Genomic DNA, 23,594 nt, shown 5'->3' with positions numbered 1-23,594 from the left:
ATGCAATGGAAATTGGAGAGTATAAAAATTTTCCCCACTCATAATGAATAGGGAAATTCTAACTTGTTAATCAAGATTGTTCCTCAAATTGGAGCATCTCCAGCCTTGAAATCTTTAATTTTTGTCCATCCTTCAGTTGAAGCTGAACGTTAATTGCCGATTCAGGTGAACTATTCAAAAATTCAAAGACCCTTGGAAGTTCTCCTTCCTCAAAAATTTGTAAATATCCAAATGAAAAATCAGCAGGAATAACAGCGTAACTACCAGCTTCAATATCTTTTCCAACCTCCCAAATCCCCGCAGTTAATTCATTCGAAATCTCTGTAGCTGCTGGAGTTAAAAAGGCTTGGTCCAGCCCATCCACATGAACCGTATGGGAACCATTCAGATCAACCGTAACACTACTAACTCCGTAAGAAAAATCTAATAATTCATCAATTAAAAGTACTTCATTTTCATCATATACAAGAAGTCTGCCTGATTGTGGAGGATCTTCAAAAACACCAGCGCTAATTGTGTATCTACCTTCTGATGGAATAATAGACTCTCCTTTTCTATCGGGAGGACTAATCATAAGTTCTTCTACGTCAGAATTACTACGGTCAACCGAATGGTAAATAGTGTCACTAATTTCCCCAATAAGATCCTCTCTTTCTTCTCCGATGATTTCATTATTTTCTTGGTAACGTGACACCTTTTCAGAAGGTTCTGGGCTACAACCAATTAAAACGAATAAATAAGAAATGAAAAGGAAGAGAAACATTCGTTTCATTTAATCCACACTCCTAATAGCCTAAATCTCTGAATCGTCATGATAGAATCTTTCATAGTATTCAGCTGTTCCAAGTGGCCCAATTGTTAGTTCTCTTTCCTCATAAGCAGTCAATCGTTGGATCCATTCGTTCTGTTCATACTGATCCATATTTGTGAGTGGAATGCAGCATAGATGACCTGCGATATAGAGATGACTTTCAGGCAATGGAAAAGTTGAATTGAATTTTTCGTATTCTTCAGGTAGTAAATCTATTTTCAAATATTTATCTGCACTATTATTTGTATCTTGTTGATGGATAATGTCGCCATCTTTTAGATACAGCACACGGTCAGCATATAAATCGAGATTTGAAAGTAAATGGGATGCTACGAATATCAGTTTTCCTTCTTGTTTCATTTGCATTAAACGCCTGGAAATGAGGGACACATTTGCTACATCAAGTCCGTTCATTACTTCATCCATTAGCATGATAGGTGTATCAGCTGCAGCAATCATTGCAAAGCATAACCTTTGTCGCATACCAAGGGAATACGTTTTTACTTTCTTTTTTACATAGCTTTCCATCTGTAGTTGGGTATAAATTTTCTTCACATCCTTGGCTGTACCTTTCCACATATTAGCGTATAGCTTCATATGATCAACGCCAGTCAATTCTTCAAATAAATCAGCCTGATCTGGGAAAGTTGCAAGTTGTTGATGGATAGATATTTCTTTCCTTTCCGTTTTGTACTGGAGCTTACCATTAAAGGTGACGGTACCTTGATTTGGTTTTAGGAAATTTGAAATAACGTTAAACAATGTTGTTTTACCAGTTCCGTTCGGTGCAACTAAACCGATAATTTCGCCACTATCTGCAATTAAGGAAAGATTATCCAGGACGATTCTTTCTTTATATTTCACGGAGATATTTTCCAGCTTAAGCATGAAAGACCTCATTTCTATTATTTTTAAGGCTAATAAGGGATGATTCAGAATGCTTTTTCTAATGGGGAATTTTTAGGAACCCTTTGATAAGCGTATTTGTTTAAAACATAAATAATAGCGATTAAGAGAATCGTGCTTATGCCTAAGATCGCCATCGCATTCCAATAATCAATGGAGCTATTACTCAATTCTATTGCAAGCTCTCCGGAAAGAACTTTATGTATATCAATAAATTTGATAGGGTGTATGAAGGTCGCTTTAAACCCTGCAGCCAAGGCTATATCAGGTAGCAGGAAAATACCTAGACCAATCAGAATATTGGCGAACGCATTTTTAAATAACATATTTAGTAAAATTGATAATAATAGCAATAAAATTGTAACGAGCGCGAGTCCTAAAAACATATACAGGAGATACTGACTAGCAGATATAGCAACATAGCTTTCATTCTTATAAATAAGTATCGGAAAAGAAAATTCACCTGCTTCCATTGTACTTGCTAAATAGATACTCCCAATAAAAAATCCGAGGAGAAGGAAAATGAAAATATGGATACTATGAATCATTATTTTGCTCACTATTTTTTGTATGAAAGCTAAAGGGAATCCGCGCATAACGGATTGGTGTCTTTGCTCATAGATTAGCATTTCGTTGCCGTTAATTAAGACAATTACAAGGAATAACAGACCCGACATCATCGCGAGTGCATTCGTAAAATAGTGATTTGTTGCAAAAGAGTCTGACTCAATCGGTAAATTGTTATCTTTAATAAAATGCAACAACGCATTCTCTTTCAATATCTCTTCTGTAGGAACGATTAAATGATCAGGTATTCCTTCATTGCCTAATTCATGCACTTTCAGTCGCAGTTGATTGAGTTTCAGCCCATCTTCAACATACTGTTCACTATCATTTCCACCGCTAATATGCCAAACTTGCATCCCTAATAGGGATTGGATTTGTGTATGATAATCATAAACTTCCGCAACTTCAGGCAGATCATGGCGCTGCTGATCTAAGTAATCAAAAACCGCGTAAGATATTCCTGTTTCCATTTTTTTTCTGTCTGCTAAGGATTGAGGAGTATCCTGACTATAATATAAGAAAAATAAAATAAAAAAGAGCAGAAGAAATACAGCAATAAACCAACTTTTACGGTTTTTTAATAAGAGTTTCAGTTCAAAAAGCGTAAACTTCCAAAACATATCGATTATCCTTTCTGGCTAATGCATACTTTCAGCCCAGTGAATAAGTTAAGCTGCTTTACGATAGAAACGGCGCTTACTAATGATTCGAGAAACGATAAAGAGGATAATTTCAACTGCAAAAAGGGTACAGAGTAATACGATAATTCCTTTTTCATACGTAATAGATTCTAGGTGGACTAAATAATATTTTTCCCCTGAAATAATTCGGCCAAAATCAAAATAAGTCTGTGGAAAATAACTTATATCTACCCCAAATAGCTCGTTTAATGTTCTAGAATAATAGATTCTCTCAGAAAACAATAGAACTGTACTGATCATTAGAACAAGCCAGGAATTTTTAAATAATAAGCTTAAGATAGCATTTATGCGAATGAACAGGTAAACAAGAATCGGTATGATCCCAAGTGCTAAAAGTAAAAACCTAGCGATGGTGATGCTGTCATATTCACTAAATCTGTAGCCGAAATAATCATCTGGCTGTGTACTTGGCACCGTAATCGGCACAGAAAGCTTAAACGAGCCGAACCCATTTTGAATGGACAAGATAATAACTCCCAATAGCAATAATCCAATAAGTATCATGAGCATGTAGAAAAATGCAACCATAGATTTGACGTTGATTAAGCGATACCAGCCAATCGGCATGCCTTGTAAGACTGTTCGATGTTGTCTGTCCTTGGAAAAGATGTCACTACTAAAATAAATTGCACAAAATATCACGCTGGCAGCAGTTGTGCCCAGAAGGAAATTAACAAGGCTCTGTAAAGCTGTTTTTTGCTCAATCATGTTATATGTAATGGGGATATTTGCATCTAAATAACCTTGATAACGGAGATTTCTTAAACTAACGTTGCGTTCCTGATCATAAGCAGGAAAACGAGCATCAGCAATTAACATCCAATCGCGGCTTGCATTTACTGCACCAAAATCGAAGTTTTTCATTCGTAATTGAACAAAGCGATTGAAATTTTTATCTTCAAAGGCGTACAGCATTCTACTTTTTACTCTGGAATCATGGACACTATTGGCATAAGGGGAACCAGTCATTTCACCATATCCTGTGCCACCTCTAGCAATCATTCCCTCTTGTACAGCTTTAAGGTTTTTGATGTCTGCTTGGATTTTTTCCGGATTAAACGAATCAGCTGTTTCTGTTGCTGGAAGAACTAGAAAGCAATAAGTTAACAGTAAACTAACAAGAGCAATAATAAATAAGTAATTCTTTTTGCTTCTCATTATCATTTTGAACTCATGTATTATGAGTGAACGATTCATCTCCATACCTCTCTAATATCACTTTATTTTAATTCATTCTCTATTAAAACTGGATTTGAATTTATAGAAAATTCCCGCTTGTATTTACATTGTAATGGAATGGAAATAAATTGTAAATAAAATTTAAATATTTTGTGTTGTGTAAAAATTAGGTCTCCGAATAAAGAGAGGATAGTTATTTAAATTTTTGTGGAGATAAAGAACTTATCACTTGGTCGTGTAGTAATTTAAAATACTAACTCTATTATTTACAGACATCTTAAGATCAAAGCTGACTATAACTTAGGTTATATAATCACAAATGTCATCTACTTCACAGCAATGATCTCTGTTATTCGCCGATTACCATTCCACAGAGGCACCCGAAATACGTTTGACTCCCCGAATTGCAGCTATTTCTTCAATAAGTCTATGCATAGCCAGGTTCTTTTGCTTTGCTTCTATCATAATGTCAACGTCCTGATTAAGCTCTTTTGCCATCTTTAAGAAGGGGAGAATAAAGTCTAAAGATACAAAATCTGCGTGGGAACGATAGGCCTGATCAGATTTTGGTGAAGAGATGTGGACTTTCGGTATTAAATGAAAGTTATTCCAAGTCGCGAAAATATGGGGTAAATAAAGTGCGAGGTCGTTCTCTTCTTTATTCGCCATATAATGGTGGTAATCGAGTACCATTGGTATATTTTCCTTTTCACACGTAATTAGCGTTTCTCGAACATCATATGTTTTATCATCATTTTCTAGTGTCATAAGTTTTTTAATTTCGTTTGGTAATTGTTTTAGGTTTTTATGAAAACGATTCAATGACTCATTTTTATCGCCATAGGCTCCACCAATATGAATATTAATTAATGCGCTATCAAGTGCATCCATTGCTTGGAGCATCTTAAAATGATATTCCATATTCTTTACAGCATTCATGGTTACTTCTTCTCGTTTGCTTGTGAAAAGGGTAAATTGGTTAGGATGAAAGCTTATACGAAGCTTAAACTGTTTAATCAGGTTTCCAATTTCCGCCCAGTCGTTTTTAAATGGAGTTAAGAAATCCCACATCACTTCTGGGTGGGTAGCTAGAGGAACAAGCGAGCTCGAAAGCCGATATAATTCTATTTCGTGCGCAATATTGTAATACAAAATTCTTTTGGTGTGATGTAGATTTTGTGCTGTAATAGATTTCAGCTTTTCCATTCTCTCGTTTTTAGAAAGCTTCGAATACCGTGCAAACGTCAATGTTTTTGATGGACTTGCATCCCATAAACCTAGTGCATTTGCTACATAGCCGAATCGAATCTTCATTTACTTTCTCCACCTCTTGTTAATACTGGAATGTAACTTATTCTAGTAGGTTTATTTAAAACTTAAATTATTTTTTGCAGCATTCCATTAATGTATACAGAAAAGTGTCGGCGGGTAAAATTACCTTAAAGGCTGCAAGTTGATCGTTGAACTATATTACGTTAACTGGCACATTAGCCATAAGTGTCTTCTGATAATTTAACGCAACACAAATCTTTACATTTTCTTTAAAGTTTTTATAAAACCTGTTGGTTATAATTAGAATATAAGAGGAGATAAATGCATTTATTTAGTAATGGAGATCGTAAAATTATGACTTGTCTTGCAAAGGAAACGCTTCAATCCTAAAGGAGGAATCGTTCATCTAATGGCAGAATTACATGTATATAATTTTTCATTTCAAAATTTAAGCCAGAAAAATATGTCTTTCACTCAAGTGTTTCAGCATATTAAGCGATTTATGGAAAAGGATCGGAATGGAAGCTATAAATTAATGTTCGGAACGGATTCGCAAGTGCATTCCAGCTATACACGATTTATTACTGGAATTGTGATTCACTGTGAAACAAAAGGTGCTTGGGCGTGTATCCGCAAGGTCATTATTCCAAGGAAAATGATGAATTTGCATGAGCGAATATCCTATGAAACAACCTTAACAGAAGAAGTCGTATCGATGTTCAGTGAAGAAAAGAAAGAGGAGTTAATTAATATCATTTTGCCAAACATTTATAAGGGTGCTTCTTTTTCTATTGAAGGACATATTGATATCGGTTCTGAGCGGAAAAATAAAACAAAAATATTTGTTAATGAAATGGTTTCAAGAATGGAATCATTAGGAATTGAGCCGAAAATTAAGCCGGAATCCTTTGTTGCAAGCTCCTATGCGAATCGTTATACAAAATAGAATGTATACATACGTTTAAATTAGGATAACTCCTCACCTCCAATACATGTTTCTGTTACATTTTTCAAATACTAACGTAGAGACTATATACAGTTGGTGAGGAAAATTTGAAAACTTCTACGTACACTAAAGAAATGATTCGCTTATTAAATATGGATATTTATTGTGAATACATACTCCATAATAAGCCGCCAATTATTTTTATTCACGGGTTTGTATCGTCGGTTTATACATTTCGCAGAATCATTCCACTTCTTTCTAAACATTTTTCAATTATAGCAATTGATCTACCAGGATTCGGCAGGAGTGTTAAGTCCATTTCATTTATTTATACCTATGAAAATTACGGGAAATTGATTGCTGCTTGCATTGAACATTTTCAGTTGGAAAAGGCCTTTTTGGTCGGTCATTCCATGGGGGGCCAAATTGCATTAAATACAACCAAGATAGTACCAGAAAGGATAGATAAACTTGTGCTATTATCAAGTTCAGGCTATCTAGATAAAGCAAAAAGATGGCAGCGCTATTGTTCTTATCTGCCTTTTTGTGAGATAGCAGTCAACTATGTGCTGAACAAAAAATCTGTTCCAGATAATTTGAAAAATGTATTTTATGATCATTCATTGATTTCTGAGGATCTCATTGAAGAATTTGGCCGCCCATTAAAAGAAAAGAATTTCAATAAATCCATGATGCGTTTACTGCGTTACCGAGAAGGCGACTTAACGAGTGAACAGCTTAAAAGTATAGATAAGTCAATCTTATTAATATGGGGAAGGGAAGATAATGTAGTACCGTTTCATATTGGGATGAAATTAAAGGAGGACCTACCAAACTCCGAATTAATTGCTTATGATAAGACTGGCCATTTAATTACAGAAGAAAGGGCCGAAGCTGTTTCTGAACAGATATTTACATTTTTTAGAGACTCATAATATCGTTATATTGATTACTCTCTGAAACATATACCATAAGAATAAATTCAATGCTAAAATCAATACTTTGATAATTGACAAGGGGAAGAAGCATCTATTGCTAGTCTTATACAATGTGATAACCCATATAATTTGGTTAAAGTAAGATGTTGTACACATTGGAATAAAAGTAGCATAAATAAAGACAAGTCTTTTTTCTTCAATTAATGCTTGTTTTTCGCCGATAAGAAGGTATAAACTTTCTTAAGCCTGTATAAGTGCAGCTAAGCGTTTGCCTAAAGGCTTGTACTCCAAAGTATATGGGCTTCTAAGAAAGCATAGAAGTAATTGTCTCAATATGTTCATAAATTTCCTTAGAATTAAAAAAATTCCATGCTATACTAACGATAGATATAGTTACATCCATTTGAGAAATTTAATAAACCTAACGTGATGTAATTATATATTTTTACTCATATTTGTGAAATGATTCACAAATATAATTGTGAATCATTTCACAATAAAGTGGAGGGATATATGATGAAGCGTAAGTTAGTGATGATTGGAAATGGGATGGCTGGAGTTAGATGTATGGAAGAAATATTAAAAAGGAATCGTGAAGCATTTGATATAACAATTGTTGGTGATGAACCTTATCCTAATTACAATAGAATTATGCTATCACATGTTTTACAAGGGAAAACAGAGATTAAAGATATCAACATTAATGACTGGAAATGGTATGAGGATAACGATATTACGTTATTTACGGGTGAAATAGTAACCGAGATTGATCCTGAAGAAAAAGAAATTAAAACAGATAAAGGTAGTGTAATTTCTTATGATGAATTAATTATAGCAACAGGTTCCAGTGCCTTTATTCTACCTGTTAATGGGAGCGAGCTTGAAGGAGTAATAGGCTTTAGAACGATTCAGGATACGGAATGCATGATTGAGACAGCAGATCGTTATAAAAAGGCGGTCGTTATTGGTGGTGGACTTCTCGGCTTAGAAGCAGCGAGGGGATTAATGGACCGTGGGATGGAAGTGGAAGTCGTACACTTAATGCCAAGTCTAATGGAACAACAGCTGGATGCACCAGCAGCAAAAATGTTGAAAAAAGACTTAGAAGCCCAGGGCATGAAATTTTTAATGGAAAAGCAAACAACTGAAATATATGGAAATGAGCGAGTGGAAGGGATTAAATTTTCAGATGGTACTTCCGTTGAATGTGATCTTGTCGTGATGGCGGTAGGAATCCGTCCGAATATACAATTAGCAAAGCATGCAGGTTTAGATGTAAATAGAGGTATCATTGTGGATGACCATATGCAAACGTCAACTCCTTCTATTTATGCAGTAGGAGAGTGTGCGGAACATAATGGCATTACCTATGGATTGGTTGCACCGCTTTATGAGCAAGGAACAGCGCTTGCTGCATATCTAACAGGAGCAAAAACAACTGGCTATCAAGGGAGTATCTTATCAACACAATTAAAAGTTGCTGGCTGTGATTTATTCTCAGGTGGGAAAATTGCGGAAGATGATGAGACAGACGCTATTATCGTTCATGATCAGTTTGCCGGCGTTTATAAAAAGGTGCTTGTAGCAAATAACAAGGTTGTTGGTGTTGTCCTTTATGGAGATGCATCAGATGGAACAAGATTATTTACAATGCTGAAGAAAGAAACAGATATAAGTGAGTTTACAAGTGCTGCTGTTCTCCAAAAGGCGGGAGAAGATGCTGTCGATGAAATGATTGCAGATATGAGCGCAGACGAAACAGTCTGTGGCTGTAACGGTGTAACGAAAGGCACAATTGTCCAAGCAATTTTAGAGCAGGATTTGAAGTCATTTGAAGAAGTGAAAACTTGTACAAAGGCTGGTGCGTCTTGTGGAAAATGTCGAGGAGTTGTTGAAGGGATTCTCTCTCATACACTAGGGGACAACTTTGATCCGACAGCAGAGAAAACAGGCATGTGTGCATGTACGCCACTGACACGTGATGAAGTAGTTGCAGAAATTAAAGAAAAAGGATTGCAATCACCGAAAGAAGTCCGCAATGTGCTCAAGTTTACGAATGAAGAAGGCTGTCCCGCTTGCCGACCAGCACTCAATTACTATATGAGAATGGTTTGGCCAGAGGAATATGAGGATGATAAAGCTTCCCGGTTTGTAAATGAACGGATGGATGGAAATATCCAAAATAACGGTACTTTTTCTGTCGTTCCTCGGATGTATGGCGGAACAACAACAGGTGACGAATTAATTCGACTTGGAGAGGTTGCCAATAAATATGACGTGCCATTAGTAAAAATTACAGGTGCAAGTCGAGTCGGGCTATACGGAGTGAAAAAAGAAGATGTTCCACATGTATGGGAAGATCTAGGCATGCGTTCAGGATATGCCTATTCTAAATCATTACGAAATGTAAAATCCTGTGTCGGATCGAGATTCTGTCGCTTTGGCACACAAGATTCTCTAGGGTTAGGAATAAGGCTGGAGAAAGAGATAGAAATGGTAGATACACCACACAAGATGAAAATGGGTGTGTCAGGATGTCCTCGTAACTGTGCAGAGGTTTTAACGAAAGACTTTGGAGTTGTCTGTGTTGAAAATGGCTACCAGCTCTACTTCGGTGGTAATGGTGGAACAGAAGTACGTGAATGTGATTCCTTTATAACAGTAAAAACGGAAGATGAAGTTATTACGATGGCAAAGGCTTATACGCAATATTATCGTGAAACAGGTATTTATAATGAAAGAACAGCTCCGTGGGTAGAGAGAATTGGCTCGGAAAATATTAAGCTTGTTTTATTGAACGAAAAACGGAATGCTGAATTGGTTGAACGATTCAACAAGGCAAAAAATACGTACGAAGAAGCTTGGTCAAGCACACTTCTTAACATGAAGAAAAAAGAGATGTTTGAAATTGTGAAAATATGAGCAACTGAAAATAGTTCATGGCTGAAAAATAGGAGGTCATCTACTGATGAAAACAATAGAAATAGTTAAAATCATGGAACTTGAAAGTCTGCCGAAACAAATAGGAAAAGAAGTTCATGTAGGCGGGGAATCCATTGCTCTGTTTCATTTGAGCAATGGGGATGTCCGGGCAATAGGGAGCAGATGCCCACATACAAATGGACCTTTAGCAGAAGGAATCGTTTCCGGAGAGTTTGTATTTTGCCCCCTGCAAAACTGGAAAGTCTCACTCGTCACAGGTGAGGTTCAAAAACCGGATGATGGTGCTGTACCAACGTATGAAACAAAAGTCATTGATGGCTATGTATATATAGCGGTGTAGACGATGGAAAATAAAAAAGGTTTTGTTTCATTTGTCGGTGCAGGTCCTGGAGATATCGGATTAATTACAACAAAAGGCTTGGAATGCTTAAAACAGGCAGATATCATTTTATACGATCGTCTTGCTAATCCAAGGTTATTACGTTTTGCAAAGCAATCTTGTGCATTTATCTATTGCGGGAAGCTGCCGAATCGACATATCATGCGACAAGAGAATATCAATCAATCACTTGTTCAGTTTGCAAAACAAGGAAAATACGTTGTTCGTTTAAAAGGTGGAGACCCTTCCGTATTCGGAAGGGTCGGTGAAGAAGCAGAGGAACTTGCAGCATCTGATATACCTTATGAAATTGTCCCGGGAATCACCTCTAGTATTGCAGCGGCTGCTTATGCAGGAATACCTGTTACACATCGCAATTACAGCAACAGTTTTACACTTAGAACCGGTCATGCTTGTATAAATAATGAACAAATGAATGAAGACAAAAACCATACAGGGGATACAATCGCTTACTATATGGGAATGAAAAAGCTGGTTGAGAACTGTGATGAACTGATTAATCAAGGAAAATCGCTTGATACTAAAGTAGCTATTATCCAGTGGGGAACTTTAGGGAAACAAAAAGTGGTAAAGGGAACATTGGAAACAATTAAAGACATTATCAAGAAAGAGAATATTGGTAATCCCGCTATGATGATTGTTGGTGACGTCGTAGCACTAGGCGACTCGCTTGCTTGGTTTGACAATAAAAGATTTCAAGGGAAACGGGTGGTGATTGCTAAAGCATCAGGAAGTCCATTTGATTTAGAACGTTATTTTACAGAGCTAGGAGCTGAAGCATATTCATTTCCAGTTTTTAAGAAGAAAAGCAAGCAATTTAGCGAAAATGAATTAGAAACAATAATGAATGCGAAAAAACTAATTTTCGCCGCTCCAGAAAGCGTGGAACCGCTGTTTAATCAATTAGCAAAGGCGAATTTTGATATTCGCGACTTGCCTCGTAACATTGAGTATCAAACGGTGAAGGTAAAGCAAGCATTAGCTGCGAAAGGAATTATTGCGGCAAAAGCACAGGGAAGTAATGCGGGTGCAATCGTAATTGGTCCCGAGGGTTATGAAAATAAGGAAGCGAAGCTGTACTATTCTCATGAGTGGCTTGTCGATTCACGTTTTGATGCAATCAATAAGCGACTGCTGATGGAAGACAAATGGGAGACCGTTATTTTTCCAAATAAAGCTGCTGTGAAGTGCTATGTAGAAGAATTAGAGAAACTCGGAGTTCACCACCTTGATGCTATTCCATTTGCCTATATCGGAGAAACTGTAAAGGAATATGCTTTTGGATTAGGATTTAATGCAATTGATGAGTCAATCCAGTCTGAATTGGAGCGGATGGAATGGAGGCGTGGAGAATGATTGATGCCGTTGTGTATATTGGGCATGGCAGCCGGCGCGATGAGGGGAACGAGCAATTTAAAACATTTATTGAATCGGTTAAAGAGGATGTTCCATTACCGAATCAAGAAATAGCATTTTTGGAATTGACGCATCCAACCATTGCTGAAACACTTGGAAAGCTAATCGAAAGGGGAGCCGAACGATTTCTTATCGTGCCTGTTCTTTTATTTTCAGCAGTCCATCACAAACAAGATATTCCAGAAGCATTACAAGCGATTCGCTCTAAACACGAGCATATATCTTTTCGAATAACAGATCCATTTGGTGTTCATCCGAATATGATAAAGCTTGTAGTGAAACGGATTAAAGCTGAAATGTGTGAAAAGAACGCAGCAATTTTGCTTGTAGGTAGAGGAAGTAGCCAACCTGGCCCGATTATGGGATTACAGCAAATCGGTCGAGTCGTTGAACAAAGCCTGAATAAACCAGTATACGAAGCTTTTCTGACAGCTGCTGTTCCAAGCTTCGATACAGCGATCGCAAAGCTGAAAAATCAATATGAGAAAGTCTATGTCATGCCTTACTTATTATTTACTGGATTATTGCTGAAGCGGATAGATCAAACCATCAAAGATAACAATAACTTTATTTTATGCAAGAATCTAGAGTTTGATGAGTTAATGAAGCAAACATTAATCGAGCGAATGGAGGAGGTGTGTTATGGAGCAGCTATATCCAATGATAATGAAACTGCATGGCAAGAAAGTTGTCATAGTTGGCGGAGGTCAAATAGCTCTGCGTAAGGCAAAAGGACTTGCAGGAACAGGTGCAGCGATTACAGTGATTAGTCCACGTATCCTCAAGGAACTGGAGCAATTACATGATGTTGCATGGAAGCAGAAGGAATTTGAAGAGAAAGATATCGAGGGAGCACATCTGATTTTTGCAGCTACGAGTAACAAATCAATTAATAAAAATGTTTGTGCGTGCGCCGATGATTTTCAATGGGTCAATGATATAAGTGATAGTGAAAACTCTAGCTTTATCACGCCGGCAATCGTTCGGAGAGAGAAGTTCATTTTGACGATATCAACATCAGGAGCAAGTCCAATATTAGCGAAAAAGCTGAAACAAGAGCTAGAGGAACGCTACGATGATCAGATGGGGGAATTAGTAAATGCGTACGAGAAAAGGAGAAATAAAAAATGATGGAGACGATAACTGCATTTAGTAATACAGCCGCATTAAAAGTGAACCAACTAAAGAATAGTAAAAGCAAATATTTTCTGATGGCGATGCTAGCTGGACTTTTCGTTGGACTTGGAATCATTCTGATTTTTACAATCGGTGGGCAGCTTGAAGCCTCCAACGCTCCAGGCACTAAAATTATCATGGGTATTTCCTTTGGCATTGCGTTGAGTTTAGTCATCATGGCTGGAGCAGACCTGTTCACAGGGAATAATATGATCATGACAATTGGACTTTTGATGAGAAAAACAACTGGCTTAGATGCAGGTCGAATTTGGTTCTATAGTTATTTTGGAAATTTTGCCGGGTCCATTCTTGTTGCAGCACTTTTCTTTTATTCGGGACTAGCATCGGGTGATACAGCCAGTTATATTACTTCCGCAGCAAGTGTTAAGATGAATGCACCATTTATGGAATTGTTTGTTCGTGGAATACTTTGTAATATACTCGTTTGCTTGGCAGTTTGGTGCTCGGTCAAGCTGAAGGATGAAACAGCGAAATTAATTATGATATTCTGGTGTTTATTTGCTTTTATTACATCTGGATTTGAACATAGTGTTGCGAATATGACATTATTATCACTTTCCTTAATGGTCCCGCATCCGGAAACTGTTTCATTTGCAGGTCTTGTCGCGAATTTAATTCCAGTATCAATTGGTAATATAATTGGAGGTGCTCTGTTCATCGGAGCTGCTTATTGGTACGGAATAACCGATAGACGTTCAAAGGTGCAGCCTGCAGTCAAACAAGGACTTAGAAAGGAAGCTTAAAAATATGGTGAACCTTCCTAAATATTCTATGTGAGCAGAGAATAATGCAATTGGCTATTTCTATTGATTATTTGTATGAAATTCTGCTAACTAAGGTACTGTAATCTGCCTGCAAACATTTAAGTTCATTATTAAATTTATTTTTAAATTATGGTAGACTAAAAAAGTAAAACAAGCCCAAAAATGAAAAGGGGTAAACCATGTTTAAAAAAATAATGAAGCAAATGAAACAACTTTCCCAAGGCAGCAGTGAACGAAGACATAAACGTTATCGGCGAGGCAGCAGCAGCGATCGGAAAAAGCGTTATTATCACCGGGGCAGCAGTAGCAGCAATCGGCGGTATAAACGATCGCCAATGAGTGGAAGCAGCTACTACAAACGGAGAGGAAGAAGCAGCAGCTAATTTTTACTCAAAGGCTCTTGTGCTTTAAGTGCGCTCTGAAGATCAGCTAAAATTTCATTCATATTTGAGTATGGTTCATTAATTTGTACTAACCTTTTCAATAAATAAACGGTTTCCTTTTTTAAAGAAAGTTCTTCTGTCCAAGGAAGAGCTTTTTTATTTTTTGAAGAGTATGTTGTATAAAGCAAAAATAAAAGTATTTCTCCTAAATCGTAATAATCTTGTTGCTTCAATTTTAGAATACCTTCATGTGAGTGATGAGGATCGACTGTAGCGCTAAACTTTGCCAAACCAAAATCGATCAAAAATAAATCCTTCTTGTTTAGTAAAATGTTTGGGATACGTAAATCTTGATGGTAAATGCCCTTGCTGTGAATGTAATCAACTAATTCAAGCAGATAAGAGAGAATTAGTAATGAATCTTTCTCATTAAAAGCTTTTTTACTTGAGAAAATTTGGTCTTCCAGATTATCACCTTCCATTAAACTCATGACATAAAATAAGTTTCTGTTTGATGAAAAGGATTCAATTAACATCGGAATACGTTTGTGGCTAAGTGTACGCAAAACAACGATTTCATTTTCAAACAACTCCATATCATTTTTACTGCGGTGCTTACTTGGTCGAAGCTGTTTGACTACTCTTTTCTCGTTAGCTTTTAAATCTTTACACAGATAAACTATTCCAAAGCTTCCAACTCCTATAACACTTAAAACTTCGTAGCGATCGTTCAACATTACTCCATTTTTAATCGGTCTATCTACAATAAGCTGAAATATTTTTCGAATTATACGCAAAGTTAGATTCAAACCTTTCCAAATTAAATCCATATAGATAACAATATAAATATATTGGTAATACATTCAGTAAGTATACATCCATATTTTTCTTATGACGATACTTAATTGGAAGTTCCTCTTTCCTCTTTTATGATTTATGGTAACGCATGATGAAACAAGGTGATGATTACTTATCTTTCTATATATTTTACAAAATCCTCGTGAATTTAGATATAGATTATTTTGTTGTACGTGTATAAATATAGAAAAATAAACCAACCTAAACCGAATGAACAATAGGGAGGAATTTTGTATGCCACAATTTGTAAGAGACATCATGACATCTAATGTTATGACAATCAATGAGACTCAATCTGTACAAGAAGCCGCGGCTATTATGAGTCAGTATAATGTTGGGGCTATACCAGTTGTGAACAACAGTGGGCAAATGGTTGGGATTATAACAGACCGTGACATCACGTTGCGTACAACTGCACAAGGTCAAAATGCTCAAACACCAGTTTCTCAAGTAATGACAGCCCAGCAAATGGTACAAGGTACCCCGGATATGGATGTGCATGCGGCTGCACAATTAATGGCCGAGCAGCAAATCCGTCGGTTGCCAGTTGTAGAAAATGGCAAATTGGTTGGGATGATGGCATTGGGAGATTTAGCTGTACAAAATCAATATGCTAATGAGGCTGAACAGGCACTTGCCAGCATTTCCACACCATCTTCTCCACAGTCTTAGAATAGAACAGAGTTTTTTTGCAGTAACTGACAGATCTCGAAAAAGTGTTTCTTAAAATGCTTTTTACACCAGGTCAGGCTTCAGGCTAATCCTAGTGAACAAGTATTTCTGCTCCTATTAATTGTTGAAAGATCTAATTTTGGTTAATGACAAAATAAAGAAATTATGTGTTAAAATGAATAAAGAAAATGGAGAGTAAATCAAGATTTAGGATTTACTCTCCACTTTTATTTTGACAGAATTTCTAATGAAAGATAGCGATCATTAACTTAGGAGTGGAACGAGATTGAATAAAAAAGATATAGCAAATATTCGCAAGCAATTCAAAGTGAATAATGATTTATTAAAACTTAATGAAATCTTTAATGTATATATCATGAAAGAATCGAGTGATATCTACCATCATCAAAGTACACCATTTGAGATGCTCGAAGTTGAACAGCAGGAATTATTTATGGCTAATTTTAAAAAAGTATTATCTGGCCAATTGGATGAGAAAGTATTTGAACTAAAATTCCAGCGAGATGTGGAGAATAGCAGTCAGCTTATTCTGCATCAAGGTCTGCTTAGTCCAGATACAGAGGACTGGAAGGAACAAATGCTCAAGCTTGTTGAGAAAATGCTAAAGGATAAGCAATATGAAATGGATATTGTCGTTACGTTTATTCGTGGAGAATATAGAAAGCCGATGAAGCGCCAAAGTGAAGAAGGCGAAGAAAGTGAGAAAAATACCGTTTACTCCCATCCCTTTATCCTATGCAGTATGAATAAGACACTAGATCCGAAAAAGGAATTACTGTTTGATTATGTGGAAAAGGAATTTAAATATAACTTTGTTGTGGACCCAATTATTAATTTAAACGCACCGATATCCGGATTTTTATTCCCTTGTTTTACGGACAATGCGGCAGATGTAAATTATATTCTCTATTCAGCTGGGAAAGCAAACGAATTAAACTATCATTTTATTGAAGAAGTATTAAATGCGGAAGAGGCTATGACTGCCGGGGAGGATAAAATTGTCTTTGAGGAAATTGTGAAAAAGGTTGTAGGCGATCAAATCGATACAGCAACGCTTTCAAATGTATATGAGGAAATCCATAGAGTCGTAGAGGAAAACGAAGAAGAGGACGTGCCAAAACTAGATTATAAGGATGTAGAGAAGGTTCTGAAAAACAGTGGGATAGAAGATATTGATACAGAGAAGGTCGAAACAGCTTTTAAACGAGTGATTGATGATGAATCCTATGAATTAAAAGCGAGCAGTATCATGCCGAAGTATAATTCAAAGTCAATTAAAATTAAGACGAAAATAGCGGATATTTCGATTAGTCCACAAGATTTAAGGTATGTCCGTCAAATCCAATTCGACGGCAAGCTCAGCTTAATGATTGAAGTAGAAGAAAACACGGTCATTGAAGGATTTGAAGTGATTCCAGAGGTTTTATTTGAAAAAAAACAAGAAAATGAAGAATAATGGAGACCCAATTTTAGTTAGAGCCAGCTAGAAAAGTATCATACTTTTCTAGCTGGTATTTTTTAGTCTGCTATTAATTATTCTCCGCCATTCTGCCAAGCGGACCATCTTCAACAATAATATCCTGAATGTCATAAACAGAGATTGGGAACATTGGGAAACCAAATACATATGGGGTAATATCATATAGCTGAAAATATATGACAAGGGTTTTGTCTGCAATGTAGTAGTCTTGGTTCGGAGCGATTTCCTTAAATTCATTAATTAATTGGATATCACGTTGTTTAATCTGTTCTTGAATTAATTGGGAGAGGCGTTCGACATAATTGCTGCCAGGTTTAAATAAATCTTTCAGTTCACAAGGCTTTTGCTTTTTAAGGTCGTAGGTTAAGGAATTAATAAAGGTCATACCATGGGCAGCGTGATAACGGTAAGCATAATTCGTAAAGGTAAAGCTTAGAACATCACGTTGATTATTTTTAATTTCAAAATAACCTAGCATTTCTTCAAGTGTTGTTGGTGAATCTCCAACTTGCTGGTCAATTAGCTGTTGTGTTTTTAGAACAATGCTTCGGTTGATTGCTTGCTCAAGCTCTTGATTATGCGTAAGGAAAACTCGTGGATAATAAATAGTCTTATTCACTTCATCGCTTATCTGAAGTGTTTGTATCTCTGTTGGGAGAGAGATAGGCATTTTTCTCATCCTTTTTTAACACATCTTATTCCTAAAAGATGTAAGATGTGAAAACGGTATCGGCAGCACCGTCCTTATTGCAAATTTATATTGTTAATAACAACGAGGTTATCCATGAAATTTGCTTAGATAACCTTTTTTAAGTCAAGGATGAGTATAAAACACGTAATATTTTGTTTATTTAGTGCTGAATTCAAAGGTTTACTTGTTCTTATGTCGAATTATTTTATAAAGATTATTAATAATAGGAGCTGAGCCGATTGAAAAGTACTGAGATGGAAAAGCATTTTAATAAATTAATCAAGCAGCGAGAGGCTTTTTATCATAATAGGACATTGAACTTTGAGCGGGGTTGGAATAGACCTTTTCCTGACAAGTGGTCAATAGGTGAAACGTTATATCATTTGTTCTTAATGGTAAAGTTGTTTAGGCGATTTTCGAATTTCTATATTCCCGTCATGCTGCCACTTGCTTATGTTCGAAAGCAACAATCCTATAAAACAGAAATACATAATATTTATGAAGAATATAAGGACAAAAAGAAAAGATCAATGCGTGCCCCTTTACTGATTATGCCGCCTTCTGGTCTGGAGAATAAATGGAATGTTACTGAAATTGAATGGTTTTTGGAATATGAGACAGAACAGCTAAAAAATATACTGAAACATATTCCGCAGGATGTGGCGGGACAAATTTATTATCCAGATCCTATTGCCCATTATCCGAACTTAATTCAAAGCATTCATCTTATCGCTGTACATGAAAAGCATCATTTTGATTTAACCTTAAAATACTTTTCAGAAAGTGATAAAATGTAAATCGCTTACGACCCACAAATGTAGAAGAAATCGTTAAACCTGCTAAAAAAGGCTGACTTGACTAAATGCTCCGTCAGCTTTTTTTCATTAAAACGTAAAGCGCATAACTTGTTCGCCTTCATTAATTAGTCCTTCTACATCTTGGAAACCTAATTTTTCGTAAACATATTTTGCATGTTGATTAACTGGCTCATAAGACAGGGTGATCGTTTGATGGTGCTCTTCTTTCATCGTCTTAATATCATCGATGATAAGTTGAATCGCTTTTACTCCATAACCTTTTCCTTGATGCTTTTGATCAATCATCATTCGATAAATCCAGTACTCATTATCCTCTTCGTCCATTCCATAGAGTGCAAATCCAATCATTTCCTCATCAAGATAAATTCCTTTTGCATGGAAACTTTCAAGAAAATTTAATTGAGCCAGTGAAACCGCATTTGATGCCACAAACCCCACTTGATCTTCCCGAACACGCAGTGAAATAGCCTTCAGCCAATTGTCCTTCGTAATCGTTTCTAAATACACCATATTTATTCCCCCTCTTTTGAATTATACACAATATTTACAACATTTATAGAAATATTTGAAGCGTCTCCTGCACTATGTTTATTTCTATTTTATAGTACCTAGTTGGTTTTCATAAGCTTGGTTGCTTTCTGACTCTGTATGAAACCAATTTACACAGCTCAAATAATGCCACTTCCCTGCATCGTTCAAAAAGCTGTCACGAAGACATCCTTCTGTGCTCTAAATCACTTCTTAAGTGTGATGTGCTTCACTTAATTCATTGCTTATCCATTTTAAAATGGACTTAAGAAGGATAAGGGAGGCGTCATGAATGGAAATAAACAAAGATATGAAAGAAAAAGTAAATGTTACGGATGAGGAACATTCTTTTAAAGGAGCATTATTTTCTTCTGTTGTTTTTGTTGGAGGATCTATCGTCGCTTTTACATTATTACTCATTGTATTTTATATGATCAGAATTTAACAAGGGAGGTATAAGGATGAAATTACATCGTGCTGAAGAGATTTGGTTAATTGTCGGTGTTGGAATTATTATTTTAGCTATGGTTTTTACTGGTTACCAGGCTTTTGCGCATGGAATGGCACCCCCAAGTGGGATGGAAACACTTGATCCTCAGAAGGTGGATGAAACGGCACCATTTGATAATCCTGGCATTTTTGAGGTTGGAGCGGATGAGTACGAGGTTGTTATGACACTGGAAGCATTTCGGTTTAATCCAAATGAGATTGAAATTCCTGCTGGTTCAGAAGTACATTTTACGATGACATCAAAGGACGTAGTGCACGGTATTCAAGTAATTGGTACAAACATCAATGCGATGGTAACACCTGGACATGTACAACGCATTTCGCAAAAGTTTGATACTCCTGGTGAATATCTAGTCATTTGTAATGAGTACTGTGGTGTTGGGCATCAAATGATGGCAATGACAATTGTTGTGAAATAAAGGAGGGAAGCAAAATGGATTTAGCTGAAAAAAATGTGTTTCATCATAAAATCACGGAAGCATTAGGAGTGAATGCAAAAGATGCAACGTTATCATTAACTTTTTTAGTCGTTTCTTTTACAGCACTATTAATTGGTGGAGTTTTAGGATTGCTGCAAGGTCTAAATCGAGCTGGGTTATTCGAATTGCCAGCATGGTTTGATTATTATCAGACGCTGACAGCACACGGTATTTTATTGCTGCTCGTATTTACGACAACATTTGCTGTTGGTTATTTTTACGCAGCATTATCTCATACACTCGGAGGACTTCTTCCTAAAGTTAGAAACATGGGCTGGATTGCTTTTGGATGCATGGTAATCGGTGTTGTCTTTGTTGCAGCAACTATTATTGCGGGAGAAGCTTCGGTTATGTTTACCTTTTATCCCCCAATGCAAGCATCTCCATGGTTTTATATCGGATTAGTATTTCTAGTAGTAGGAATCTGGATTGCTGCATTTGGAGCATTTATCAATGTGGCGCATTGGAGAAAAAAACATAAAGGACAGCATATCCCATTGCTGGCATTCTTTGCAACCGGTGTGTTCGTCATGCTTGTATTTGGAAGTATTGGGGTTGCTGTTGAGGTATTAACGTTGATTCCATGGGCTTTCGGCTGGAAAGAGACCATTAATGTCATGCTTAGCCGGACATTGTTCTGGAGCTTTGGTCACACGCTGGTAAACATTTGGTATTTAACAGCAATTTCTGCATGGTATGTAGCCGTGCCGAAAATTATTGGCGGAAAGGGATTTAGTGATGCATTAACACGTTTAGTCGTTATTCTATTAGTTATTCTGAATATTCCAGGAGGCTTCCACCATCAAATTGTTGACCCAGGAATTACAGAAAGCTGGAAATTTATCCACGTATTTATGAGTTTATCCATTGGTTTTCCATCACTCATGACAGCATTTGCAATGTTTGCTGTATTCGAACGTACTGGCAGAAGAAAAGGCGGAAAAGGTCTATTAGGTTGGTTTAAAAAATTACCATGGGGAGACGTTCGTTTCTTAGCTCCATTTATTGCGATGGCTGCCTTTATCCCTGGTGGAGCTGGTGGGATTGCGCAAACAAATAATCAGTTAAACCAAGTCGTCCATAATTCATTATGGGTTGTGGGGCATTTCCATTTAACAGTTGGCGTTACCGTTGCATTAACATTTTTCGGGATTTCGTATTGGTTAATTCCATATTTATCAAAACGTAAATTCACACCACAGATTAATCGATTAGGTATTATCCAAACGATTTTATGGACAGTTGGTATGTTGTTTATGGCTGGATCTATGCATGCAGTTGGACTCTTAGGCTCACCACGGAGAACCTCCTATACAACTTACGGGAACCATCAGGCAGCATTAAGCTGGGATCCATATCTGATTTTCCTTGCGATTGGTGGTACACTTCTAATTGTCGCAGTGTTGCTCATGGTTTATATCGCTGTTCATCTGATGTTCTTTGCGCCAAAAGGAAAAACGGAATTTCCAATTGCAGAGCAAGAAGCGGATGCTTACCCTGCACCAAAATGGACGGAAAGATGGGGGCTCACAATTGTATTACTAATTGCAATTGTCGCCATGGGATATGTCGTTCCAATCATTGAAATACTCGATGTACCAGGATCTCCGCCATTTAGAACGTGGTGATTCATTTAAAATCGAAAAGGTAGGGACGTAACTAAAGTGTTAGGCGTGAAAAACGAACGATGCACAAAAGTAGCGTAGGAAATATACGTAGACTCCTGTGTGAGGGAGGGCATAGGTGAGACACCGAAGTGCGATAGCACAAGGGGGCTCACCAGCCGCCCTAAGGTGCGCGGAGCATATCTCCGGAGCGGGGCGTTCGGATTTTTCCTATATTAAAACAAGCCCCAGCCTCATGATTAAAAAATCATTGTAGGACGTGATTGTATGATCAAAAAGCGGAGTACATTCGCACTCATCATTGTTATCATGTTTGGTTTTGGGCTGTTTTTAATTGGTACAGACGGATTTACAGCTTATACAGCTGAACAGGCAAGAACAATGAAGCTGGTTGAAGAAAAGCCAGAGTTTCCTAAGGTAACATTAGAGGATAGCAAGGAAAGGGTATACTCACTTTCTGAATTTCAAGGGAAATACGTCATGTTAACCTTTATTTATACAGCATGCACGGATGTTTGTTTGTTGCTTGAAATGAATCTTGCACAAGTTTACAACCAAATTCCAGAACAATATATCGGTGAGGATATTGTATTTATGAGTATTAGTTTTGATCCTGAAAATGATGATCCAGCAACATTAGAACATTATCGCAACTATTTTAATAGTGATGGGGAAACATGGCGGATGGCAAGAATACCTGACCAGCAAGAACTAGATGGACTATTGGATCGTTTTGGTGTAATCGTCATTCCAGATAATAATGGTCACTTCGCTCATAATGCTGCATTTTATTTAGTCAACCCAGAAGGAAAGCTTGTAGATGTGATGGATTACGAAAATATTGATCAAGCAGCAAGTAAAGTTAATGCTATCCTGCGAACTGAAGTGGGGGATAAGTCATGAAACAAGCAATCTATGGATTAGGTATCTATCTATTCTTAATGCTTCCACCTGTAGTTACACTATTGGAATCGATAATGGTTGTTCATATGCATATGCAAATGCCATTACTCGTGATGGTGGGGATGCTGTTCACCCCATTCCTCCAACAAACCTTCCCAGCGTTTTTTGAAAAATGGAATGAAAACGGTGTGCCTGGAATTGTGTTATTTATGATTATCATAAGCTACTGGATGATCCCGCGTACGATGGATGAAGCATTAACCGTTTCTGCCGCAGAAATTTTCAAGTTTATTAGTCTGCCATTCTTAGCTGGAGTCCCACTGCGTGATAGTTGGAGTAAATTAACAATAAAAGGTAAAAACAGCATCTTTATTCTTCTAAGTATCCTTTTTGGAATCATGGCTTGGATTTATATCTTATCCCCGAATCAAATTTGTAATAGCTACTTAATAAAAGAACAAAAGGCACTAGGTTGGACGTTTTTATTAACCGGACTATGTATCGTGATTTATTTTATTCAAACGTTGTTTATTGATAAAGAAGAATATGGTGAAACATGAGGCAATGAAAAGGAACGCATTCTTAA

At 36.8% G+C, this 23,594-nt stretch carries 24 protein-coding genes; 16 read left to right on the top strand and 8 right to left on the bottom strand.

Features of this window, described 5'->3' with window-relative positions:
- Positions 1-70 precede the first annotated feature (70 nt).
- The 5 genes from D1B32_RS16910 to uvsE all read right to left on the bottom strand — a co-directional run bounded on the left by D1B32_RS16910 (position 71) and on the right by uvsE (position 5,478).
- The gene (locus D1B32_RS16910) at positions 71-772 is read right to left on the bottom strand and encodes a hypothetical protein (protein ID WP_095314352.1); all 702 of its coding nucleotides are present in this window, start codon (positions 770-772) and stop codon (positions 71-73) included.
- Between the two features lie 21 nt (positions 773-793).
- Positions 794-1,699 carry an ATP-binding cassette domain-containing protein gene (locus D1B32_RS16905; protein ID WP_095314350.1) on the bottom strand — a complete coding sequence of 302 codons (906 nt, stop codon included), beginning with the start codon at positions 1,697-1,699 and terminating at the stop codon, positions 794-796.
- A 44-nt stretch (positions 1,700-1,743) separates the two neighbouring features.
- Positions 1,744-2,904 (bottom strand): hypothetical protein, encoded by a 1,161-nt coding sequence (locus D1B32_RS16900; protein WP_118889961.1) that lies wholly within the window; start codon positions 2,902-2,904, stop codon positions 1,744-1,746.
- Positions 2,905-2,952: 48 nt separating this feature from the next.
- A complete protein-coding gene (locus D1B32_RS16895; RefSeq protein ID WP_118889960.1) occupies positions 2,953-4,182 on the bottom strand; it encodes a hypothetical protein in 1,230 nt (409 codons plus the stop codon).
- 342 nt (positions 4,183-4,524) lie between these two features.
- A complete protein-coding gene (gene uvsE, locus D1B32_RS16890) occupies positions 4,525-5,478 on the bottom strand; it encodes a UV DNA damage repair endonuclease UvsE (protein WP_118889959.1) in 954 nt (317 codons plus the stop codon).
- Between the two features lie 367 nt (positions 5,479-5,845).
- Between uvsE and D1B32_RS16885 the strand changes: the two genes are divergently transcribed.
- The 8 genes from D1B32_RS16885 to D1B32_RS16850 all read left to right on the top strand — a co-directional run bounded on the left by D1B32_RS16885 (position 5,846) and on the right by D1B32_RS16850 (position 14,019).
- Positions 5,846-6,382 carry a ribonuclease H-like YkuK family protein gene (locus D1B32_RS16885; protein ID WP_095314342.1) on the top strand — a complete coding sequence of 179 codons (537 nt, stop codon included), beginning with the start codon at positions 5,846-5,848 and terminating at the stop codon, positions 6,380-6,382.
- Positions 6,383-6,489: 107 nt separating this feature from the next.
- Entirely contained in the window at positions 6,490-7,317 is an 828-nt protein-coding gene (locus D1B32_RS16880; RefSeq protein WP_240033819.1) for an alpha/beta fold hydrolase, read from the top strand.
- Between the two features lie 519 nt (positions 7,318-7,836).
- Positions 7,837-10,242, top strand: coding sequence for a nitrite reductase large subunit NirB (gene nirB / locus D1B32_RS16875; protein WP_118889958.1), 2,406 nt, complete (start codon positions 7,837-7,839; stop codon positions 10,240-10,242).
- 46 nt (positions 10,243-10,288) lie between these two features.
- Positions 10,289-10,603, top strand: coding sequence for a nitrite reductase small subunit NirD (gene nirD / locus D1B32_RS16870; RefSeq protein ID WP_392391117.1), 315 nt, complete (start codon positions 10,289-10,291; stop codon positions 10,601-10,603).
- A gap of 3 nt (positions 10,604-10,606) precedes the next feature.
- Positions 10,607-12,019 (top strand): uroporphyrinogen-III C-methyltransferase, encoded by a 1,413-nt coding sequence (gene cobA / locus D1B32_RS16865; protein ID WP_095314336.1) that lies wholly within the window; start codon positions 10,607-10,609, stop codon positions 12,017-12,019.
- A complete protein-coding gene (locus D1B32_RS16860) occupies positions 12,001-12,804 on the top strand; it encodes a sirohydrochlorin chelatase (protein ID WP_392391116.1) in 804 nt (267 codons plus the stop codon). The genes cobA and D1B32_RS16860 overlap by 19 nt, the downstream gene beginning before the upstream one ends.
- A complete protein-coding gene (locus tag D1B32_RS16855) occupies positions 12,722-13,210 on the top strand; it encodes a precorrin-2 dehydrogenase/sirohydrochlorin ferrochelatase family protein (RefSeq protein ID WP_118889956.1) in 489 nt (162 codons plus the stop codon). The genes D1B32_RS16860 and D1B32_RS16855 overlap by 83 nt, the downstream gene beginning before the upstream one ends.
- On the top strand, positions 13,207-14,019 hold the full coding sequence (locus D1B32_RS16850; protein WP_095314334.1) for a formate/nitrite transporter family protein: 813 nt from the start codon (positions 13,207-13,209) through the stop codon (positions 14,017-14,019). The genes D1B32_RS16855 and D1B32_RS16850 overlap by 4 nt, the downstream gene beginning before the upstream one ends.
- A gap of 400 nt (positions 14,020-14,419) precedes the next feature.
- Here D1B32_RS16850 and D1B32_RS16845 read toward each other — a convergent pair whose 3' ends face one another.
- Positions 14,420-15,286, bottom strand: a complete 867-nt coding sequence (locus tag D1B32_RS16845) for a protein kinase domain-containing protein (RefSeq protein ID WP_338045036.1) — start codon at positions 15,284-15,286, stop codon at positions 14,420-14,422.
- Between the two features lie 229 nt (positions 15,287-15,515).
- Here D1B32_RS16845 and D1B32_RS16840 point away from each other — a divergent pair, with 229 nt between their 5' ends.
- Positions 15,516-15,953 (top strand): CBS domain-containing protein, encoded by a 438-nt coding sequence (locus D1B32_RS16840; protein WP_095314331.1) that lies wholly within the window; start codon positions 15,516-15,518, stop codon positions 15,951-15,953.
- Positions 15,954-16,239: 286 nt separating this feature from the next.
- On the top strand, positions 16,240-17,430 hold the full coding sequence (locus D1B32_RS16835; RefSeq protein WP_095314329.1) for a DUF4317 domain-containing protein: 1,191 nt from the start codon (positions 16,240-16,242) through the stop codon (positions 17,428-17,430).
- 73 nt (positions 17,431-17,503) lie between these two features.
- Here D1B32_RS16835 and D1B32_RS16830 read toward each other — a convergent pair whose 3' ends face one another.
- On the bottom strand, positions 17,504-18,124 hold the full coding sequence (locus tag D1B32_RS16830; RefSeq protein WP_095314327.1) for a PdaC/RsiV family protein: 621 nt from the start codon (positions 18,122-18,124) through the stop codon (positions 17,504-17,506).
- A gap of 260 nt (positions 18,125-18,384) precedes the next feature.
- Here D1B32_RS16830 and D1B32_RS16825 point away from each other — a divergent pair, with 260 nt between their 5' ends.
- Entirely contained in the window at positions 18,385-18,942 is a 558-nt protein-coding gene (locus D1B32_RS16825) for a DinB family protein (protein WP_095314325.1), read from the top strand.
- Between the two features lie 87 nt (positions 18,943-19,029).
- Here the strand turns inward: D1B32_RS16825 and D1B32_RS16820 are convergent, their stop codons facing one another.
- On the bottom strand, positions 19,030-19,473 hold the full coding sequence (locus D1B32_RS16820; RefSeq protein ID WP_095314323.1) for a GNAT family N-acetyltransferase: 444 nt from the start codon (positions 19,471-19,473) through the stop codon (positions 19,030-19,032).
- Positions 19,474-19,783: 310 nt separating this feature from the next.
- Here D1B32_RS16820 and D1B32_RS23840 point away from each other — a divergent pair, with 310 nt between their 5' ends.
- The 5 genes from D1B32_RS23840 to D1B32_RS16800 all read left to right on the top strand — a co-directional run bounded on the left by D1B32_RS23840 (position 19,784) and on the right by D1B32_RS16800 (position 23,568).
- Positions 19,784-19,936: a hypothetical protein gene (locus D1B32_RS23840; protein WP_158586280.1), complete on the top strand. Its 153-nt coding sequence runs from the start codon at positions 19,784-19,786 to the stop codon at positions 19,934-19,936.
- Between the two features lie 16 nt (positions 19,937-19,952).
- The gene (locus D1B32_RS16815) at positions 19,953-20,420 is read left to right on the top strand and encodes a cytochrome c oxidase subunit II (RefSeq protein ID WP_095314322.1); all 468 of its coding nucleotides are present in this window, start codon (positions 19,953-19,955) and stop codon (positions 20,418-20,420) included.
- A 14-nt stretch (positions 20,421-20,434) separates the two neighbouring features.
- Complete coding sequence (locus D1B32_RS16810; RefSeq protein ID WP_095314320.1) at positions 20,435-22,108, top strand: cbb3-type cytochrome c oxidase subunit I; 1,674 nt, start codon at positions 20,435-20,437, stop codon at positions 22,106-22,108.
- Between the two features lie 264 nt (positions 22,109-22,372).
- Positions 22,373-23,008: an SCO family protein gene (locus D1B32_RS16805; protein WP_095314318.1), complete on the top strand. Its 636-nt coding sequence runs from the start codon at positions 22,373-22,375 to the stop codon at positions 23,006-23,008.
- On the top strand, positions 23,005-23,568 hold the full coding sequence (locus tag D1B32_RS16800) for a hypothetical protein (protein WP_118889955.1): 564 nt from the start codon (positions 23,005-23,007) through the stop codon (positions 23,566-23,568). The genes D1B32_RS16805 and D1B32_RS16800 overlap by 4 nt, the downstream gene beginning before the upstream one ends.
- Positions 23,569-23,594 lie beyond the last annotated feature (26 nt).

Source organism: Oceanobacillus profundus, from assembly GCF_003515705.1.
GTDB classification, from domain to species: Bacteria; Bacillota; Bacilli; order Bacillales; family Amphibacillaceae; genus Oceanobacillus; species Oceanobacillus profundus.
The sequence above is the reverse complement of the archived record's forward strand: the minus strand, read 5'-3'. Positions and strand labels throughout refer to the sequence as shown.

What these genes read in the sequence shown, in the direction of transcription:
- D1B32_RS16910 (WP_095314352.1), bottom strand. Translation starts at nt 772, where the DNA reads ATGAAACGAATGTTTCTCTTCCTTTTCATTTCTTATTTATTCGTTTTA.
- D1B32_RS16905 (WP_095314350.1), bottom strand. Translation starts at nt 1,699, where the DNA reads ATGCTTAAGCTGGAAAATATCTCCGTGAAATATAAAGAAAGAATCGTC.
- D1B32_RS16900 (WP_118889961.1), bottom strand. Translation starts at nt 2,904, where the DNA reads ATGTTTTGGAAGTTTACGCTTTTTGAACTGAAACTCTTATTAAAAAAC.
- D1B32_RS16895 (WP_118889960.1), bottom strand. Translation starts at nt 4,182, where the DNA reads ATGAATCGTTCACTCATAATACATGAGTTCAAAATGATAATGAGAAGC.
- uvsE (WP_118889959.1), bottom strand. Translation starts at nt 5,478, where the DNA reads ATGAAGATTCGATTCGGCTATGTAGCAAATGCACTAGGTTTATGGGAT.
- D1B32_RS16885 (WP_095314342.1), top strand. Translation starts at nt 5,846, where the DNA reads ATGGCAGAATTACATGTATATAATTTTTCATTTCAAAATTTAAGCCAG.
- nirB (WP_118889958.1), top strand. Translation starts at nt 7,837, where the DNA reads ATGAAGCGTAAGTTAGTGATGATTGGAAATGGGATGGCTGGAGTTAGA.
- nirD (WP_392391117.1), top strand. Translation starts at nt 10,289, where the DNA reads ATGAAAACAATAGAAATAGTTAAAATCATGGAACTTGAAAGTCTGCCG.
- cobA (WP_095314336.1), top strand. Translation starts at nt 10,607, where the DNA reads ATGGAAAATAAAAAAGGTTTTGTTTCATTTGTCGGTGCAGGTCCTGGA.
- D1B32_RS16860 (WP_392391116.1), top strand. Translation starts at nt 12,001, where the DNA reads ATGGAGGCGTGGAGAATGATTGATGCCGTTGTGTATATTGGGCATGGC.
- D1B32_RS16855 (WP_118889956.1), top strand. Translation starts at nt 12,722, where the DNA reads ATGGAGCAGCTATATCCAATGATAATGAAACTGCATGGCAAGAAAGTT.
- D1B32_RS16850 (WP_095314334.1), top strand. Translation starts at nt 13,207, where the DNA reads ATGATGGAGACGATAACTGCATTTAGTAATACAGCCGCATTAAAAGTG.
- D1B32_RS16845 (WP_338045036.1), bottom strand. Translation starts at nt 15,286, where the DNA reads ATGTATTACCAATATATTTATATTGTTATCTATATGGATTTAATTTGG.
- D1B32_RS16840 (WP_095314331.1), top strand. Translation starts at nt 15,516, where the DNA reads ATGCCACAATTTGTAAGAGACATCATGACATCTAATGTTATGACAATC.
- D1B32_RS16830 (WP_095314327.1), bottom strand. Translation starts at nt 18,124, where the DNA reads ATGCCTATCTCTCTCCCAACAGAGATACAAACACTTCAGATAAGCGAT.
- D1B32_RS16820 (WP_095314323.1), bottom strand. Translation starts at nt 19,473, where the DNA reads ATGGTGTATTTAGAAACGATTACGAAGGACAATTGGCTGAAGGCTATT.
- D1B32_RS23840 (WP_158586280.1), top strand. Translation starts at nt 19,784, where the DNA reads ATGGAAATAAACAAAGATATGAAAGAAAAAGTAAATGTTACGGATGAG.
- D1B32_RS16815 (WP_095314322.1), top strand. Translation starts at nt 19,953, where the DNA reads ATGAAATTACATCGTGCTGAAGAGATTTGGTTAATTGTCGGTGTTGGA.
- D1B32_RS16810 (WP_095314320.1), top strand. Translation starts at nt 20,435, where the DNA reads ATGGATTTAGCTGAAAAAAATGTGTTTCATCATAAAATCACGGAAGCA.
- D1B32_RS16805 (WP_095314318.1), top strand. Translation starts at nt 22,373, where the DNA reads ATGATCAAAAAGCGGAGTACATTCGCACTCATCATTGTTATCATGTTT.
- D1B32_RS16800 (WP_118889955.1), top strand. Translation starts at nt 23,005, where the DNA reads ATGAAACAAGCAATCTATGGATTAGGTATCTATCTATTCTTAATGCTT.